The sequence below is a fragment of the Streptomyces sp. NPDC111520 genome, assembly GCF_055635295.1.
This window is the reverse complement of record NZ_JBVKBW010000003.1, coordinates 128,399-141,647: the sequence shown is the minus strand read 5'-3', so window position 1 is coordinate 141,647 and position 13,249 is coordinate 128,399. Positions and strand designations below refer to the sequence as shown.

Here is a 13,249-nt window from a genome sequence, read left to right as displayed (position 1 = left end):
TCCCGTCCGGGAGGGACCACGGGATGCCGATGGCTTCCTGACAGGTTCCCCACATTCACCGGCCACGATCGGTCGGCATGACCCACCCACACTTCCCGCACCGCGTGGCCGGCGCGGCAGCCGCCGTCGTCTGCGCCGCCCTGCTCACCGCCTGCGGCGGCTCCGGCGAGGGCACCGGAACGGCGTCCGGCGACCGGTCCGGGGAACACGACGTCGCCTCCCTGGCGACCGGCCCCGCCGCGCCGGGGCCGCGGTCCTCGACGGCGGCGACGCCCGCCGGCGGCGAGCAGGGCCGCCCGCAGCTCCGCCTGGACAGCTCCGACGCCGAGCGCGACCGCTACTGGAACGCCTACGCGTCCTGCCTGAAGGATCACGGGCACAAGATGCTCCTGTCCCGCGGCCCCTACTCGATCGACCAGAACGACAACAGCCCCACCGCCAAGGCCGCCGAGAAGACGTGCGCCGGCGAACTGCCCCTCCAGCCGCCCGAGCTGGACCGCGACAGGAACCCGCACTTCGACGACGACTGGCGCGCCTACATCAAGTGCCTGAACTCCCACGGGCTCAAGGTCGTCTCGCTGTCCGACAACTCCGGCTGGACCTACGCGAGCAGCGAGCAGGCGCTGAGCGAGGACGAGCAGACCAAGGTCGACAAGAGCTGCACGATGGAGGCCTTCGGTGGCAAGCACGGCTGAGCACCGCCTCCCCAAGCGGCGCCGGCGCCGGCTCACCGTGGCCCTGGCCGTCCTGCTCACCGCGGGCGGCGCGGGCGGCGCCACCGCCGCCTGGAGCGCCCGGCAGGGCAGTCCGCGGACGGCGCCGGACCACCCGGTACGGCTCGACACCGTCAAGGTCACCAGGACCGACCTGGGCAGCGACAGGACCCTGCCCGGCACCCTCGGCCACGGCCCGCTGCGGACGCTCAAGGGCACCGGCACCGGAGTGCTCACCGAACTGCCGTCGCCCGGCGCCACGGCCGTCCGCGGCAAGCCCCTGTACCGGGTCGACGACCGGCCCGTCGTCGTCTTCCTCGGCGACACCCCGTTCTTCCGTGCGCTGGACAAGCCGGGCCTGCGCGGCAACGACGTCACGGTGCTCGCGGACAACCTGCGGGCCCTCGGCTACGACGTCGGCGACACCGGCGGCAGCGGCTCGGGCGGAACCCGCGGCGGCGCGCCCTCGCGCTTCGCGAGCCCCGGCTCGGAGTTCACCCCCTCCCTGAGCGCCGCCCTGAAGCGCTGGCAGCGCGACACCGGCCAGGAGGCGACCGGCACCCTCCTGCCGGGCCGCGCGCTGGTGCTGCCGGGGCCGGTGCGGGTCAACACCGTCATCGCCGTCCCGGGCGACCCGGTCGACGGCGAGGTGCTGACGTACACCACCACCGCGAAGTCGGTCGCGGTCAGTGTGGACGCCGCCGAGGTCGGTGCGCTCCGCACCGGGCAGAGCGTCACGATCACCCTGCCCGACAGCCGGGAGATCCCCGGCACGGTCACCGCCGTGTCGCACGCCGTCCAGGGCGGCTCCGCCGACGACCCGACCGCGCAGACAGGAGCCCCCACGGTCGACGTCACCGTCACGCCGAGGCACGGCGCCGACGTGAAGGCGCTGGACTCCGCCTCCGTCCAGGTCCGCTTCCGCACCACCGACCGCAAGGGCGTCCTGGCCGTCCCGGTCACCGCGCTCCTCGCGCTCAGCGAGGGCGGCTACGCGCTGCAGCGCCCCGACTCCTCGCTGGTTCCCGTGGAGACGGGGATGTTCGCCGACGGCCTGGTGGAAGTGAGCGGCGCCGGGGTCCGCGAGGGCATGACGGTGGTGACCGCCTCGTGAGCACGGCACCCCCGGCACCCGCCCTCGTCGTCCACGAGGTGACCAAGACCTACGCGGGCGACGTCACCGCCCTGGACCGGGTCTCGCTCACCGTCGGGCAGGGGGAACTCCTGGCCATCCTGGGGCCCTCCGGCTCGGGGAAGTCCACGCTGCTGCACATCATGGGCACCCTCGACCGGCCGACCAGCGGAACGGTCGAGATCGCCGGCCACGCCGCCGCCGGACTGTCCGACCGGCGGCTGTCCGCACTGCGCGCCCGGCTGCTGGGCTTCGTCTTCCAGCACTTCCACCTCACCGACGGCCTCGACGCCACGGAGAACGTCGCGACCGGCCTGCTCTACGCGGGCGTGCCACGACGGCTGCGGCGCCCCCGCGCCGAAGAGGCGCTGGCCCGGGTCGGCCTGGCCCACCGCACCCGCCACCTGCCCCAGCAGCTGTCCGGCGGCGAACGGCAACGGGTCGCCATCGCCCGCGCGCTGGTCAACGAACCCGCGCTCGTCCTCGCCGACGAACCGACCGGAGCCCTCGACAGCGCCAACGGCCGCGCCGTACTCGACCTGCTCACCGGACTGAACCAGGAAGGCACCACCATCGCGGTCATCACCCACGACCGGGACATCGCCGACCGGCTCCCGCGCCGCGTCAGGCTGCGCGACGGCCGGATCGCCTCGGACACCGCCGTTCCCGGCACCCCCGCCCCCGCCCCCGCGGACGCCTGGAGCCCGGCATGAACCGGCCGATCAGACTGTCCCCCCTCGACGTCCTGCGCCTGGGCCTGCTGGGCCTGCGCACCCGCAGGACCCGCGCCGCGCTGTCCGCCCTGGGCATCGCGATCGGCATCGCCACCCTGGTCGTCGTCACCGGCATCCCCGCCTCCAGCCAGCGGGCCCTGATGGACGAACTCTCCGCGCTCGGCACCAACATGCTGCGCGCCCAGCCGCAGCCCGACGCCGGGGACAAGGCGCTGCTCCCCGAGGCCGCCGACGCTATGGCGGCCCGGATCGGCCCCGTCACCAGCGCCACCGCGGTGGCCAACACCCACACCACCGTGCGGCGTTCCGACCTGGCCGACCCCAACGACTCGATCGGGCTCAGCGTGCTCGCCGCCAGGACCGACCTGCTGGCCACGGTCGGCGGCACGGTACGATCCGGCCGGTTCCTCGACCGCGCCACCGAACGCTTCCCGACCGCCGTCCTCGGCCGGCGCTCGGCGGAGCGCCTGGGCATCGACCGCGTCATCCCGGGCCGGGAGCCGCTGGTGACCATCGGCACGCACCGGTTCACCGTGATCGGCGTCCTCGGGCCGATGCCGCTCACGCCCGACCTGGAGAGTTCCGTGCTGGTCGGCTGGGACGCCGCACGCGACCGGCTCGCCTTCGACGGCCACCCCACGGTCGTCTACGTGAAGGCACGGGAGCCGCAGATCGAGGCCGTACGCGCCGTGCTGGCCGCCACCGTCAACCCCGAACTGCCCGGACTCGTCCAGGTCAGCCGCCCCTCCGACGCCCTGGCCGCCAAGCGCGCCACCGAGCACACCTTCTCCGCCCTGTTCCTGGGCCTCGCCGGGGTCGCCCTGCTGGTCGGCGGCATCGGAGTGGCCAACACCATGTTCGTCTCCGTCCTGGAACGACGCCGCGAGATCGGCCTGCGCCGCGCCCTCGGCGCGAACCGTCGGCAGATCCGGGGGCAGTTCCTGACGGAATCCGTCATGCTCTCCGTCCTCGGCGGGCTGAGCGGCACCGTGCTGGGCGCGGCCGGCACGGCCGGCTACGCGCTCTCCCAGGCGTGGCCGCCCGTCCTGCCGCCGCTCGCACTCGGAACGGGACTGGCCGGCGCGGTCGTCGTGGGCGCCGTCGCAGGCGTCTACCCGGCACTGCGCGCCTCGCGCCTGCCCCCGACACAGGCCCTCTCGGCGGTCTGAGCGGGCTGCCCCGGTCACCCGCCACCCGGTTCACCGGCAACGTGGCGACGCGGCTGCGCCTGCGGGCGTTCGCCGACGTGACGGGTGATGACGACCGGTGAGCCCAGGCGACGATCAGTGCCTGGTCGTTGTCCGGGCAGCCGGGTCACCAGGCCCCGTGGGCGGGCTCCCGCGGGGCCGGGTGGAAGATCCGTGCCCGGAGACGGAAGGGGGGTGCCATGGGGTGGCGGTTTCGGGCGGCGGTCCTGGATTGTTGGGGGTCCGGACGCCGGCGAGGCGTGCGGCGTACTCCGTTCCTTCCCGCCGCCTTCCTACCGTCCGGGGCCATGAGGAGATCAATCATCCACAAGACCGCGGGAGTTGCCGCCGCACTGGCCGTGGTCGCCGGCTTCGCCGGGTTCTCCGGCGACCGCCCGTCGTCCGGTGTCGCCCTCGCCTCGGACCGGAGCGCGGGCGGCACGTCGTACATCTTCGGGGGTCCGGGCAGATCGGGCGGTACGGCCGCCGCCCGCGCCCATCGGGACCTGCTCGACCACGGTTCGAACGCGAAGATCCTCACCGTGGCGCACCGGGGCCAGTGGCGCGACGCCCCCGAGAACTCGCTGGCGGCCTTCACGGCCGCCTTCGACGACGGCGCCGAGATCATCGAGACCGACATCCAGCTGACGCAGGACGGCGTTCCCGTCTTGCTGCACGACACCACCGTGGACCGCACCACCAACGGCACCGGTCCGGTCGCCGGCATGACGCTCGCCCAGATCAAGCAGCTCCGTCTGAAGGCCGGACTCGGCGGCGGCCAGGCGGCGGTCACCGACGCCCGGGTGCCGACGCTGGAAGAGGCGATGGAACTCGCCAGGAACCGGGGCCTGGTCAACCTGGACAAGGGCTGGCCGTACCGGGAGCAGGTCTGGGACGTCCTGACCCGGACGGGCACGGTGCGCAACGGGGTCTACAAGAGCGACGCGCCGGTGCCGGAGGTCGAGGCCTTCCGCTCGGCCCACCACGGCGCCCTCTACATGCACATGATCACCGACGCCAACCTCTCGGCCGTGGCCGAGTTCGGCGACGACCAGCCGGTGGCCTACGAGGTCAACTACGACAGCGTCCAGGACGCCGTCGCCCGCAGGCCCTTCCTCGACGCCCTGGCCGCCCGCAGCCGCGTCTGGAACAACACCATGTGGAACGGCCTGGCCGACCACATGACCGACGAGGCGTCGCTGACCGACCCGCTGCGCGGCTGGGAAGCCCTGGCGCGCAGCTACCGCACCACGGTCTTCCAGACGGACGACGTCGAGAAGTTCGAGTCCTGGCTGCGCACCGGCGAGGGCGACCCCCTGCCCCGCGGCGCCGTGCGCGTCCAGGCGGAAGACTTCCTGCCCGGCCGGGACAAGGGCTACCACGACAACGACCCCGGCAACACGGGCGGACTGAAGATGCGGCCCGGTGAGGACGTCGACATCGACGACGCCGACGGCAACGTCCGCGTCGGCTGGATGCGCGGCGGCGAGTGGCTGACCTACGACGTGGACGTCCCGCGCTCCGGTACCTACGCGCTCTCCGCGCGGGTGTCCTCGCCGTACACGCCCGCCGGCACGTACACCGTCTCCTTCGACGGCGGCGCCGAGAGCGGGCGGGTCGAGGTGCGGAACACCACGAGCCACAACAAGGAGGTCCTCCAGACCAGCGGCGTGCGGCAGTTCCTCGCCGCGGGCCGGCACACCCTCCGCGTAGGCCTTCCGCAGGACGCGTACCAGAACTGGAACCTCGACTACCTCCAGCTGGACCCGGTCCGCCACTGACGCGCCCCGGCCGGCCCCCGCCGCGGGGGCCGGCCGGGACCCGGCACCTGACGGGGCGAACGGACTACCGGGCTGCCAGCGCCTGGCTGCGCAGGCGGGTGAGGATCCGCGACAGGAGCCGGGACACCTGCATCTGGGATATCCCCAGCCGGGCGCCGATCTCCGCCTGGGTCAGCTCGTCCCCGAACCGCAGGGACAGGATGAGCCGCTCCCGCTCGGTCAGTTCCCGGATGAGGGGCTTGACCGCCTCGATGTCCTCGATCCTGCCGAACGCGCCGTCGTCGTAGCCCAGGCGCTCCGCCCACGCGGTCCCGCCGTCCTCGTCCTCCGTCGCCGGCGCGTCGAGGGACGAGGCGGAGTAGGCGTTGGCGGCCACCATCGCCTCCAGCACCTCCTCCTCGCCGATCCCCATCCGGGCCGCGAGCTCGGCGACGGTCGGCGCCCGCCCGAGGTCGAGTTCCAGCGCGTCGGTGACCTTGGCCACCTCCAGCCGCAGCTCCTGCAGACGCCGCGGCACGCGGACGGACCAGCTCGTGTCGCGGAAGAAGCGCTTCATCTCGCCCACGATCGTGGGGACGGCGAAGGTCACGAACTCCACGCCGAAATCGGGGTCGAACCGGTCCACGGCCTTGATCAGGCCGATCGTCCCCACCTGCAGGATGTCCTCCATCTGGTCCGCGCGCTGGGAGAACCGGCGGGCCGCGAAACGGACCAGGGAGGTGTTCATCTCGATCAGGGTGTTGCGTACGTACTGGTACTCGGGCGTGCCCTCCTCGAGCGTGTGCAGGCGGGCGAACATCGCCTTGGAGACGTGGCGGATCTCGAGCGGCGTCATGTCGCCCGCCGCCCCGGTCGGCACCCGCGCGGAGCCCGTCTCCCGCGTCGCCGTCACGTCCTCGCCGGCCACTGCGATCCCCATCCCGGCAACCCTCCTCGTCCGTACGTGCACCCGCGCCCTCGGCGCAGGGCCCGCCTACCCGCCCGGGAGCAGGTCATTCCACATCGTCACGATCTTCACGGGAGCACCTCGCGAGCGGCTCGGACCACCGTGTTTACGACCGGGCACAGCGGTCAGACGAGGTCACAGCACATGATCCCGATGTCAGGAAGGTGAGCAGCATGGCCGCGGACGAGAAGGCCAAGGCGAAGACCGAGCAGGCCGTCGGCAAGGCCAAGGAGACCGCCGGAGAGGCCGTGGGCAACGAGCGGCTGACGGCCGAGGGCCGCATGCAGCAGGCCAAGGGCGACGCCCGCCAGGCCAAGGAGAAGATCAAGGACATCGGCCGGCACTGAGCAGCCGCATCCGGACGGTCCGGCGTGTGGGGCAGCCGCTCGGGGGCTGCCCCACACGCGTGCGCGCACGCCGGGCGTGTGGGTCACCGGCTCCCCGGCTCCCAACCGCCCGCTTCCCCGTGGCGGCATCCGTCGCGGAGCAGGTAGGAGATCGCGTCGGTCACACCGTCGACGGTGCGGAAAGGAGCGGGGAACCCGTCCGGCCACCGATGTCCTCGAACCCAGATGGTGTGGATGCCCGCCCGGTGTCCACCACCGACGTCCGCGGTGGGGCTGTTGCCCGTCATCCATGCCGCGGGCGAGAGCGGCGTTCGGCAGCGCGCGGCCGCGAGCGCGAACAGACGCGTGTCGGGCTTGCGGACGTCGATGTCGCCCGAGACCGCCACACCGTCGACGAGCCCGGCGAGTCCCGTCGCGCCGATCTTGGCGCGCTGCACGTCGGAGGCCCCGTTGGCGACGATGCCGATGCGCCAGTCGTCCGCCCGCAGCTGCTCCAGCCCCTGGAGGACCGAGGGGTCGCAGGTGACGGCGTCCGCCATGCGGTCGACGAACTCCCGCCACAACTGCGCCCCGCCGTCCGGCACGTACTCATGGCACAGCCGCACGAAGTCGTCGGCATTGGCACGGTCGGCCAGTTCGCTGAGCATCCAGGCCCTGATCTCGACCCCGAAGCCGTGCTCCAGGCACAGCGCCGTCACCGCGTCGCTGAACGACGTACGCCGGCGCACGAGCGTGCCGTCCAAGTCGAACAACGCCAGTGCGTGCCGGGGATCCATCCGCCCGACCTCCAGGATCGTCGGGTCCACCAGGGAGCCGAGAACGCGGCAGGACCGACAGGGATCGCGGCGTACCGCTCCCTCCTCACCGTCCCACCTGCGGGCGGCCGGTGCCAGCGCGGGAAGCGGCGCGGCCGGCCGGTCCGTGTGCCGGGGGAGCGCGGGGCGGTGTTTGCCCCCGGTCCTCCCGGGCAGGCGCGGGCCACGAGAGAAACAGACGCCGCATCCCGAAGCGGATGCCGACCAGGAAGGTGGGCACATGTCGACGGTTGAGGAGTCGGTCGAGGTCGCGGTGCCGGTCACGACGGCGTACAACCAGTGGACGCAGTTCGAGGAGTTCCCCCGGTTCATGGAGGGGGTGGAACGGATCGAGCAGCGTACGCCGACCCTGACGCACTGGGTCGCCAAGGTCGACGGCGTCAAGCGCGAGTTCGACGCCCAGATCAGTGAGCAGATCCCCGACGAGAGGGTCGCCTGGACCACGGTGGGCGGGGACGTCCACCAGGCGGGGGTGGTCACCTTCCACCGCCTGGACGACCGGCACACCAAGGTCATGCTGCAGCTCGACCACGAGCCGCACGGCGTGGTCGACACGGTGGCCGACAAGCTCGGCGTCGTCAGGCGCCAGGCCAAGGGCGATCTCAAGAGGTTCAAGGAGTACATCGAGACGCGCGGCATGGAGAGCGGCTCCTGGCGCGGCGAGGTGTAGGCGCCCTTCCCGGCAGGCAGGTCCCGGACGCCCGGCGGCGTCCGGGACCTGCGCCGTCCGGAGCCGCGTGCGATGCGCCGCGCACGGCGTACGGCGGGGCTCTCCCCCGAGGTTTCGGCGGCCTGTCCGGGGCAAGGCGACCGGGCGGAGGCACGGCGCGCCTTCCCTGCGGCGCTCCCACGGTGACCGGCGAGGCCCGGGGCGGCGGTCGGCGACCGCGTCCCGTCATCCTCTCCCCACGCGGTGGCGAGCGGCGCCGCCCCGCCAGGCCAGGGGTCCCGGAGCCCCGCCTCCCGCAGGCTGGAAGGATGACGGGCATGGACATCCGTCGGAGGAACAACGTGACGGTCACCGGCCCGGCCGACGGCCCGGTGGTGGTGCTCGCCCACGGGTTCGGGTGCGACCAGAACATGTGGCGTCTGATCGTGCCCGCGCTGGCCGGGCGGTACCGGGTGGTGCTCTTCGACTACGTGGGCTCCGGCGGTTCGGACCTGTCGGCCTGGGACCATGAGAGGTACTCCACCCTCCACGGCTACGCCCAGGACGTCGTCGACGTCTGCCGGGAGCTTGACCTCGAACGGGCGGTCCTCGTCGGGCACTCGGTCAGCGCCATGGTCGGCGTCCTGGCGGCGCAGGCCGCCCCGGAGCGGGTGGGGGCACTGGTGATGGTCGCGCCGTCACCCCGCTACATCGACGACGACGGCTACCGGGGCGGCTTCACCGCGGCGGACATCGACGAGCTGCTGGGCTCCCTGGAGTCGAACTACCTCGGCTGGTCGTCCGCCATGGCGCCGGTCATCATGGGCAACCCGGAGCGGCCCGAGCTGGGCCAGGAGCTGACCAACAGCTTCTGCGCCACCGACCCCGACATCGCCCGTGCCTTCGCCCGCACCACCTTCCTGTCGGACAGCCGGGACGACCTGGGGAGCGTGACCGTCCCGACCCTGGTGCTGGAGTGCGAACAGGACGCCATCGCCCCTCGTGAGGTCGGGGCCTACGTGCACGCAGCGATCCCGGCCTCCCAACTGGTCACCCTGGACGCCACGGGCCACTGCCCCCAGCTGAGCGCGCCGGAGGCCACCGCGCAGGCGATCCTCGGCTTCCTGGAGGGCCGGCCGTGACGAGCCGCAGCGGCGGCCGGCCGGACCCGCCGGGAGCCGGGCAGGGCGCGCGTACGGACGCGGCCTTCAGCGCACTTCTGGAGGACGACGTCCACGAGCTGTACGAGTCGGCGCCCTGCGGCTACCTGTCCACGCTGATGGACGGCACCATCGCCAGGATCAATTCCACCCTGCTGGGGTGGCTGGGCATGGTCCGCGAGGACGTCGTGGGACGCAGGCGCTTCTCGGACCTGCTGTCCGTGGGCGGGCGGCTCTACCACGAGACGCACTTCGCGCCCCTGCTGCGGATGCAGGGCGAGTTGCGCGGGATCGCCCTGGAACTGACGACCCGGGACGGCGGCCGGTTGCCGGTCCTGGTCTCCTCGGTCGTCAAGTACGGCAGCGAGGGCGAGGCGCTGCTGATCCGCACCACCGTCTTCGACGCCTCCGACCGGCGTGCCTACGAGGAGGAACTGCTGCGCAGGCGGCAGGAGGCCGAGCGGGCCCGCGCCGAGGCGGACGGCGCACGCCGGCAGGCCGAGGCCGACCGGGAGCGGCTGACCGAGGCCCTCGCGGCGCTACAGCAGGCGCTCGTCCCCACCGCCCTGCCGTCCGTGCCCGGCATGGAGACGGCCGCCCACTACCGCACGGCCGGACCCGACCGGCTGGGCGGCGACTTCTACGACCTGTTCCCCGTCGACGGCAGCCGGTGGGCCTTCTTCCTCGGGGACGTCTCGGGCAAGGGGCCGCAGGCGGCCGCGGTCACCTCACTGACCCGCTACACCCTGCGCGCCGCGGCCCAGCACGACCCCGAACCCGTCGTCGCGCTGGACACGCTGAACGCCGCCCTGCACGAGCGGTACTCCGCCGGCGGCGACCCCCGCTACTGCACCTGCATCTTCGGCATCCTCCACCTCGGCGCCCGCGGCGGCGCCGTCGAGGTCCGGCTGGCCTCCGGCGGGCACCCCCCGGCCCTCGTACTGCGGGCCGACGGCCGCGCCGAGTACCTGCCGACCCCCGGCGGCATGCTCGTCGGCGTCCTCCCCACCACGCCCTTCACGACCACCTCCACCACCCTGACCCCCGGCGACACCCTGCTCCTCTACACCGACGGACTCACCGAGGCCCGCACCGGCCCGACCCGCGACAGCGAGTTCGGCGACGACGCCCTGCTCGCCTTCGCCGCCGGGCGCGCACCTGCGGCGCCCGCCGGGATCGTCACCGCCCTGACCGGGCTGTTGGACGGTTTCGGCGAGGGAGTCGACGACGACACCGCCCTGCTCGCCCTCGGAGTCCCGGCGACCCATCCGTCCGCCCCTTTGGCAACGAACACCCCACGATGACACCACTGACCATCACCCATCGGCACACGTCGACCGGCCCCGTGCTGCACCTGTCCGGCGAACTCGACTACGACCGGGCGGCGGAACTGCGCCTGCGGGCCGAACGCCTCGTCCTCGAACCGGGCCAGTGCCTGACGTTCGAGCTGTCCGGGGTGGACTTCTGCGACTCGTCCGGGATCACGGCGCTCCTGGCGGCGCGTCACCTCGCCCTCGCGGCGGGCGCCGACGTCGCCTTGACGGCGGTCCCGGCCGCGCTGCTGCGCACGCTCACCCAGGTCGGCCTGGACCGGGTCTTCACGATCCTCCCCGGCACCGGCCGTCCGGCCTGAGGCCCGGCACCGCCGCGGTGGGCCGGATCCTTGGACGGGCCGGCCCGCCGGGGCGTCAGCCGACGGCGGCGCGGGGGTGTGCCGGGGGCCAACTGCGCGGTGCCATGGCCGCCCTGGGTGCCGCACCGGGCGTCGCCCTGGAGGTCATCCGCGCGGCCGGCGCGCCCCTGACCGCGGGGATCGTCTGTGCCGAGGCCATCGCTCGACAGCCCCCGCAGGAGCGCCCGGACGGTCTCCTGTGCACCAACGGCGGCCTGCCGGTCGGCGCCGCCCGGGCCCTCGCCGCCGGGCACGGAGCCCCGGACCCCCTGGACGTCCCGGTCGTCGGCTACGACGCCACCGCACTGGCGCCGCTGGCCGGGGCGCCCGTCACGGCCGTCCGCGTCCCGTACCGGGAGATGGGCGAGGCGGCGGTCGACCTGCTCTTCGCACAGATGGCCGGGAGCCACCGGGAGGCACCCGCGGCGGATCCTCGTGCCCGCCCGCAAGTGCCACTCGCCCCGGGGCTCGTGCTGCCGGCGTCGGCGCTGCCCGCGTCCGGACCGACGCCCGGCCGCCCGCGCCCGACGGCCCGGCCGCCCGCGCCCGACGGCCCGGCGGAACCTAGGCTCCTGAGCCCTGCTTCCAGTCCCGGGCGAGGAGGCCCAGCAGCACTTCGTCCAGGAACTCGCCCATCACCCAGGCGGAGGACCGCAGCGTGCCCTCGCGCACAAAGCCGTTGCGCTCGGCGGAGCGCAGCATCGGGAGGTTGTCCGACAGCGTCTCGATCTGCAGCCGGTGCAGGCCGCGCACGACGAACCCGTAGTCGCACAGCACCGCGACGACGTCGGTGCCGTAACCCTTGCCGCGCGAGGACGGCAGCAGCCCCAGCCCGACGTGCGCGGACCGGTTGTGGGTGTCGATGCCCCAGAGCGCCGCGGTGCCGACCAGCGTGCCGCCCTCCAGTTCCACCACGGAGAACGGGACGCGCCGGTGATCGTCGTCGTCCACCACGAGCCGTGGATCCTTGGAGCCGGGGGTGACCGGCCGCCACGGCCCGCCCTCGGCCCGCGAGGCGCCCGCCACGTCCTCGTAGAGCTCGGTCCGCAGGATCGGGATGTCTTCCTCGTGCCGGGCCCTCAGCCCGACCTTGCTGCCTCGTAGCATGCGAGCTTCCTATCGGCCCGGACGCCCGGCGGCAAACCGATTTGCGGTCACCGGAACGGGGGGACCAGGACCGAGCGCCCGCCCCACCGCCGTGGAGCGGGCGTCCGGCGGCTGTGACGAGGGCCACCGTGCCCGCGGGGACGCGAAGCCGAGGGCCCCCTTGCCGGGGTGCGGGCCGCCCGGGTACCGGCACGGACTTCCGGCCCCGGGACGACCTGCATACGGGGAGACCGGACGGCCCACGGTTTTGTGACAGCGGCGCGAAGGGGAGCCCGTGAGCGCACGGCCGCGTCCGAGCCGCTGACGCCGCCGCCCGCCCGCGACGGGTGGACGCACGGGCACGGCGGCCACCCTCGCACTCCGTATCCTGGTGCGCATGCAGCACGACGACGGCGCCCGGCCGGCCACCACGCGACGCAGGGACGCCGCCGCCACGAAGGCGGCGATCCTCCAGTCCGCCCGGCGGCTGTTCGTCGAGCACGGCTACGACGGCGCGGGGGTACGGGAGATCGCCGGGGCCGTGGGTGTGGACCCCCGGCTGATCGGCCGCTACTTCGGCTCCAAGGAGCAGCTGTTCGCGGAAGTCGTCGCCCTGGCCTACCAGAAGACGCTGATGATGACGCCCGAGCTGAACGCGGACGCGGCCCGCGCGCTCCTGCTCGAATCCGACGAGTCCGCCCTGGAAGGGCTGCTGCTGACGCTGCGGTCCGCGACGAACCCGCGGGCGGTGGAGATCATGAGGGACAGCATCGAGCGGAACTACCAGCAGTTGCTCGCCGACGCGCTGCCCGGCGAACGGACCGCGGGCCGCGCGGCGCTCCTGGTCGCGATCTGCTCCGGCGTCCTGCTCACGCGCCTGGTCCTGGGCAACACCCAGCTCAACCAGCCGGAGGCCGAGGAGCTGATCCCGCTGCTCCACCGGGCCCTCGACGCCGTCGCCGTCGCACCCGGGGCGTCCGCGGACCGGGGGTAGCCGGACACCCGTGCGCAGCGGGCCCCATCGTCG

The 13,249-nt window shown here is 73.6% G+C and carries 14 protein-coding genes and 1 pseudogene; 12 read left to right on the top strand and 3 right to left on the bottom strand.

Going from position 1 to position 13,249, the window contains the following annotated elements:
* Window positions 1–77 precede the first annotated feature (77 nt).
* The 5 genes from ACZ7MY_RS08055 (at window position 78) to ACZ7MY_RS08035 (ending at window position 5,547) form a co-directional block, all read left to right on the top strand.
* On the top strand, window positions 78–695 hold the full coding sequence (locus ACZ7MY_RS08055; RefSeq protein ID WP_499600422.1) for a hypothetical protein: 618 nt from the start codon (window positions 78–80) through the stop codon (window positions 693–695).
* A complete protein-coding gene (locus ACZ7MY_RS08050; RefSeq protein WP_499600421.1) occupies window positions 679–1,827 on the top strand; it encodes an efflux RND transporter periplasmic adaptor subunit in 1,149 nt (382 codons plus the stop codon). Before ACZ7MY_RS08055 ends, ACZ7MY_RS08050 begins: the two co-directional genes overlap by 17 nt.
* Window positions 1,828–1,865: 38 nt before the next feature.
* Complete coding sequence (locus tag ACZ7MY_RS08045; RefSeq protein WP_499600926.1) at window positions 1,866–2,558, top strand: ABC transporter ATP-binding protein; 693 nt, start codon at window positions 1,866–1,868, stop codon at window positions 2,556–2,558.
* Window positions 2,555–3,748 carry an ABC transporter permease gene (locus ACZ7MY_RS08040; RefSeq protein WP_499600420.1) on the top strand — a complete coding sequence of 398 codons (1,194 nt, stop codon included), beginning with the start codon at window positions 2,555–2,557 and terminating at the stop codon, window positions 3,746–3,748. The genes ACZ7MY_RS08045 and ACZ7MY_RS08040 overlap by 4 nt, the downstream gene beginning before the upstream one ends.
* A gap of 326 nt (window positions 3,749–4,074) precedes the next feature.
* On the top strand, window positions 4,075–5,547 hold the full coding sequence (locus ACZ7MY_RS08035) for a glycerophosphodiester phosphodiesterase family protein (protein ID WP_499600419.1): 1,473 nt from the start codon (window positions 4,075–4,077) through the stop codon (window positions 5,545–5,547).
* A 64-nt stretch (window positions 5,548–5,611) separates the two neighbouring features.
* On the opposite strand, the gene ACZ7MY_RS08030 is transcribed toward ACZ7MY_RS08035, so the two are convergent.
* Window positions 5,612–6,466, bottom strand: a complete 855-nt coding sequence (locus ACZ7MY_RS08030) for an RNA polymerase sigma factor SigF (protein ID WP_499600418.1) — start codon at window positions 6,464–6,466, stop codon at window positions 5,612–5,614.
* A 200-nt stretch (window positions 6,467–6,666) separates the two neighbouring features.
* Here ACZ7MY_RS08030 and ACZ7MY_RS08025 point away from each other — a divergent pair, with 200 nt between their 5' ends.
* Window positions 6,667–6,840: a CsbD family protein gene (locus tag ACZ7MY_RS08025; protein ID WP_499600417.1), complete on the top strand. Its 174-nt coding sequence runs from the start codon at window positions 6,667–6,669 to the stop codon at window positions 6,838–6,840.
* 83 nt (window positions 6,841–6,923) lie between these two features.
* On the opposite strand, the gene ACZ7MY_RS08020 is transcribed toward ACZ7MY_RS08025, so the two are convergent.
* A complete protein-coding gene (locus tag ACZ7MY_RS08020; RefSeq protein WP_499600416.1) occupies window positions 6,924–7,616 on the bottom strand; it encodes an HAD family hydrolase in 693 nt (230 codons plus the stop codon).
* Window positions 7,617–7,875: 259 nt separating this feature from the next.
* Between ACZ7MY_RS08020 and ACZ7MY_RS08015 the strand changes: the two genes are divergently transcribed.
* The 5 genes and pseudogenes from ACZ7MY_RS08015 to ACZ7MY_RS07995 form a co-directional block, all read left to right on the top strand.
* Window positions 7,876–8,325 carry an SRPBCC family protein gene (locus ACZ7MY_RS08015; RefSeq protein WP_499600415.1) on the top strand — a complete coding sequence of 150 codons (450 nt, stop codon included), beginning with the start codon at window positions 7,876–7,878 and terminating at the stop codon, window positions 8,323–8,325.
* 317 nt (window positions 8,326–8,642) lie between these two features.
* Window positions 8,643–9,446, top strand: coding sequence for an alpha/beta fold hydrolase (locus ACZ7MY_RS08010; RefSeq protein WP_499600414.1), 804 nt, complete (start codon window positions 8,643–8,645; stop codon window positions 9,444–9,446).
* Window positions 9,443–10,768 (top strand): PP2C family protein-serine/threonine phosphatase, encoded by a 1,326-nt coding sequence (locus tag ACZ7MY_RS08005; RefSeq protein ID WP_499600413.1) that lies wholly within the window; start codon window positions 9,443–9,445, stop codon window positions 10,766–10,768. The genes ACZ7MY_RS08010 and ACZ7MY_RS08005 overlap by 4 nt, the downstream gene beginning before the upstream one ends.
* Window positions 10,765–11,097 (top strand): STAS domain-containing protein, encoded by a 333-nt coding sequence (locus ACZ7MY_RS08000; RefSeq protein ID WP_499600412.1) that lies wholly within the window; start codon window positions 10,765–10,767, stop codon window positions 11,095–11,097. The genes ACZ7MY_RS08005 and ACZ7MY_RS08000 overlap by 4 nt, the downstream gene beginning before the upstream one ends.
* Before the next feature lie 104 nt (window positions 11,098–11,201).
* Window positions 11,202–11,546, top strand: a pseudogene (locus tag ACZ7MY_RS07995) (substrate-binding domain-containing protein); the annotation flags it as partial.
* Window positions 11,547–11,700: 154 nt separating this feature from the next.
* Here the strand turns inward: ACZ7MY_RS07995 and ACZ7MY_RS07990 are convergent.
* Entirely contained in the window at window positions 11,701–12,243 is a 543-nt protein-coding gene (locus ACZ7MY_RS07990; RefSeq protein WP_499600411.1) for a GNAT family N-acetyltransferase, read from the bottom strand.
* Window positions 12,244–12,619: 376 nt separating this feature from the next.
* On the opposite strand from ACZ7MY_RS07990, the gene ACZ7MY_RS07985 reads away from it, so the two are divergent.
* On the top strand, window positions 12,620–13,216 hold the full coding sequence (locus ACZ7MY_RS07985) for a TetR/AcrR family transcriptional regulator (protein WP_499600410.1): 597 nt from the start codon (window positions 12,620–12,622) through the stop codon (window positions 13,214–13,216).
* Window positions 13,217–13,249 lie beyond the last annotated feature (33 nt).

Bases quoted from the DNA above. Each gene is read 5' to 3' on its own strand.
- ACZ7MY_RS08055 (WP_499600422.1), top strand. From the start codon at position 78: ATGACCCACCCACACTTCCCGCACCGCGTGGCCGGCGCGGCAGCCGCC.
- ACZ7MY_RS08040 (WP_499600420.1), top strand. From the start codon at position 2,555: ATGAACCGGCCGATCAGACTGTCCCCCCTCGACGTCCTGCGCCTGGGC.
- ACZ7MY_RS08035 (WP_499600419.1), top strand. From the start codon at position 4,075: ATGAGGAGATCAATCATCCACAAGACCGCGGGAGTTGCCGCCGCACTG.
- ACZ7MY_RS08030 (WP_499600418.1), bottom strand. From the start codon at position 6,466: ATGGGGATCGCAGTGGCCGGCGAGGACGTGACGGCGACGCGGGAGACG.
- ACZ7MY_RS08025 (WP_499600417.1), top strand. From the start codon at position 6,667: ATGGCCGCGGACGAGAAGGCCAAGGCGAAGACCGAGCAGGCCGTCGGC.
- ACZ7MY_RS08020 (WP_499600416.1), bottom strand. From the start codon at position 7,616: ATGGATCCCCGGCACGCACTGGCGTTGTTCGACTTGGACGGCACGCTC.
- ACZ7MY_RS08015 (WP_499600415.1), top strand. From the start codon at position 7,876: ATGTCGACGGTTGAGGAGTCGGTCGAGGTCGCGGTGCCGGTCACGACG.
- ACZ7MY_RS08010 (WP_499600414.1), top strand. From the start codon at position 8,643: ATGGACATCCGTCGGAGGAACAACGTGACGGTCACCGGCCCGGCCGAC.
- ACZ7MY_RS08000 (WP_499600412.1), top strand. From the start codon at position 10,765: ATGACACCACTGACCATCACCCATCGGCACACGTCGACCGGCCCCGTG.
- ACZ7MY_RS07990 (WP_499600411.1), bottom strand. From the start codon at position 12,243: ATGCTACGAGGCAGCAAGGTCGGGCTGAGGGCCCGGCACGAGGAAGAC.
- ACZ7MY_RS07985 (WP_499600410.1), top strand. From the start codon at position 12,620: ATGCAGCACGACGACGGCGCCCGGCCGGCCACCACGCGACGCAGGGAC.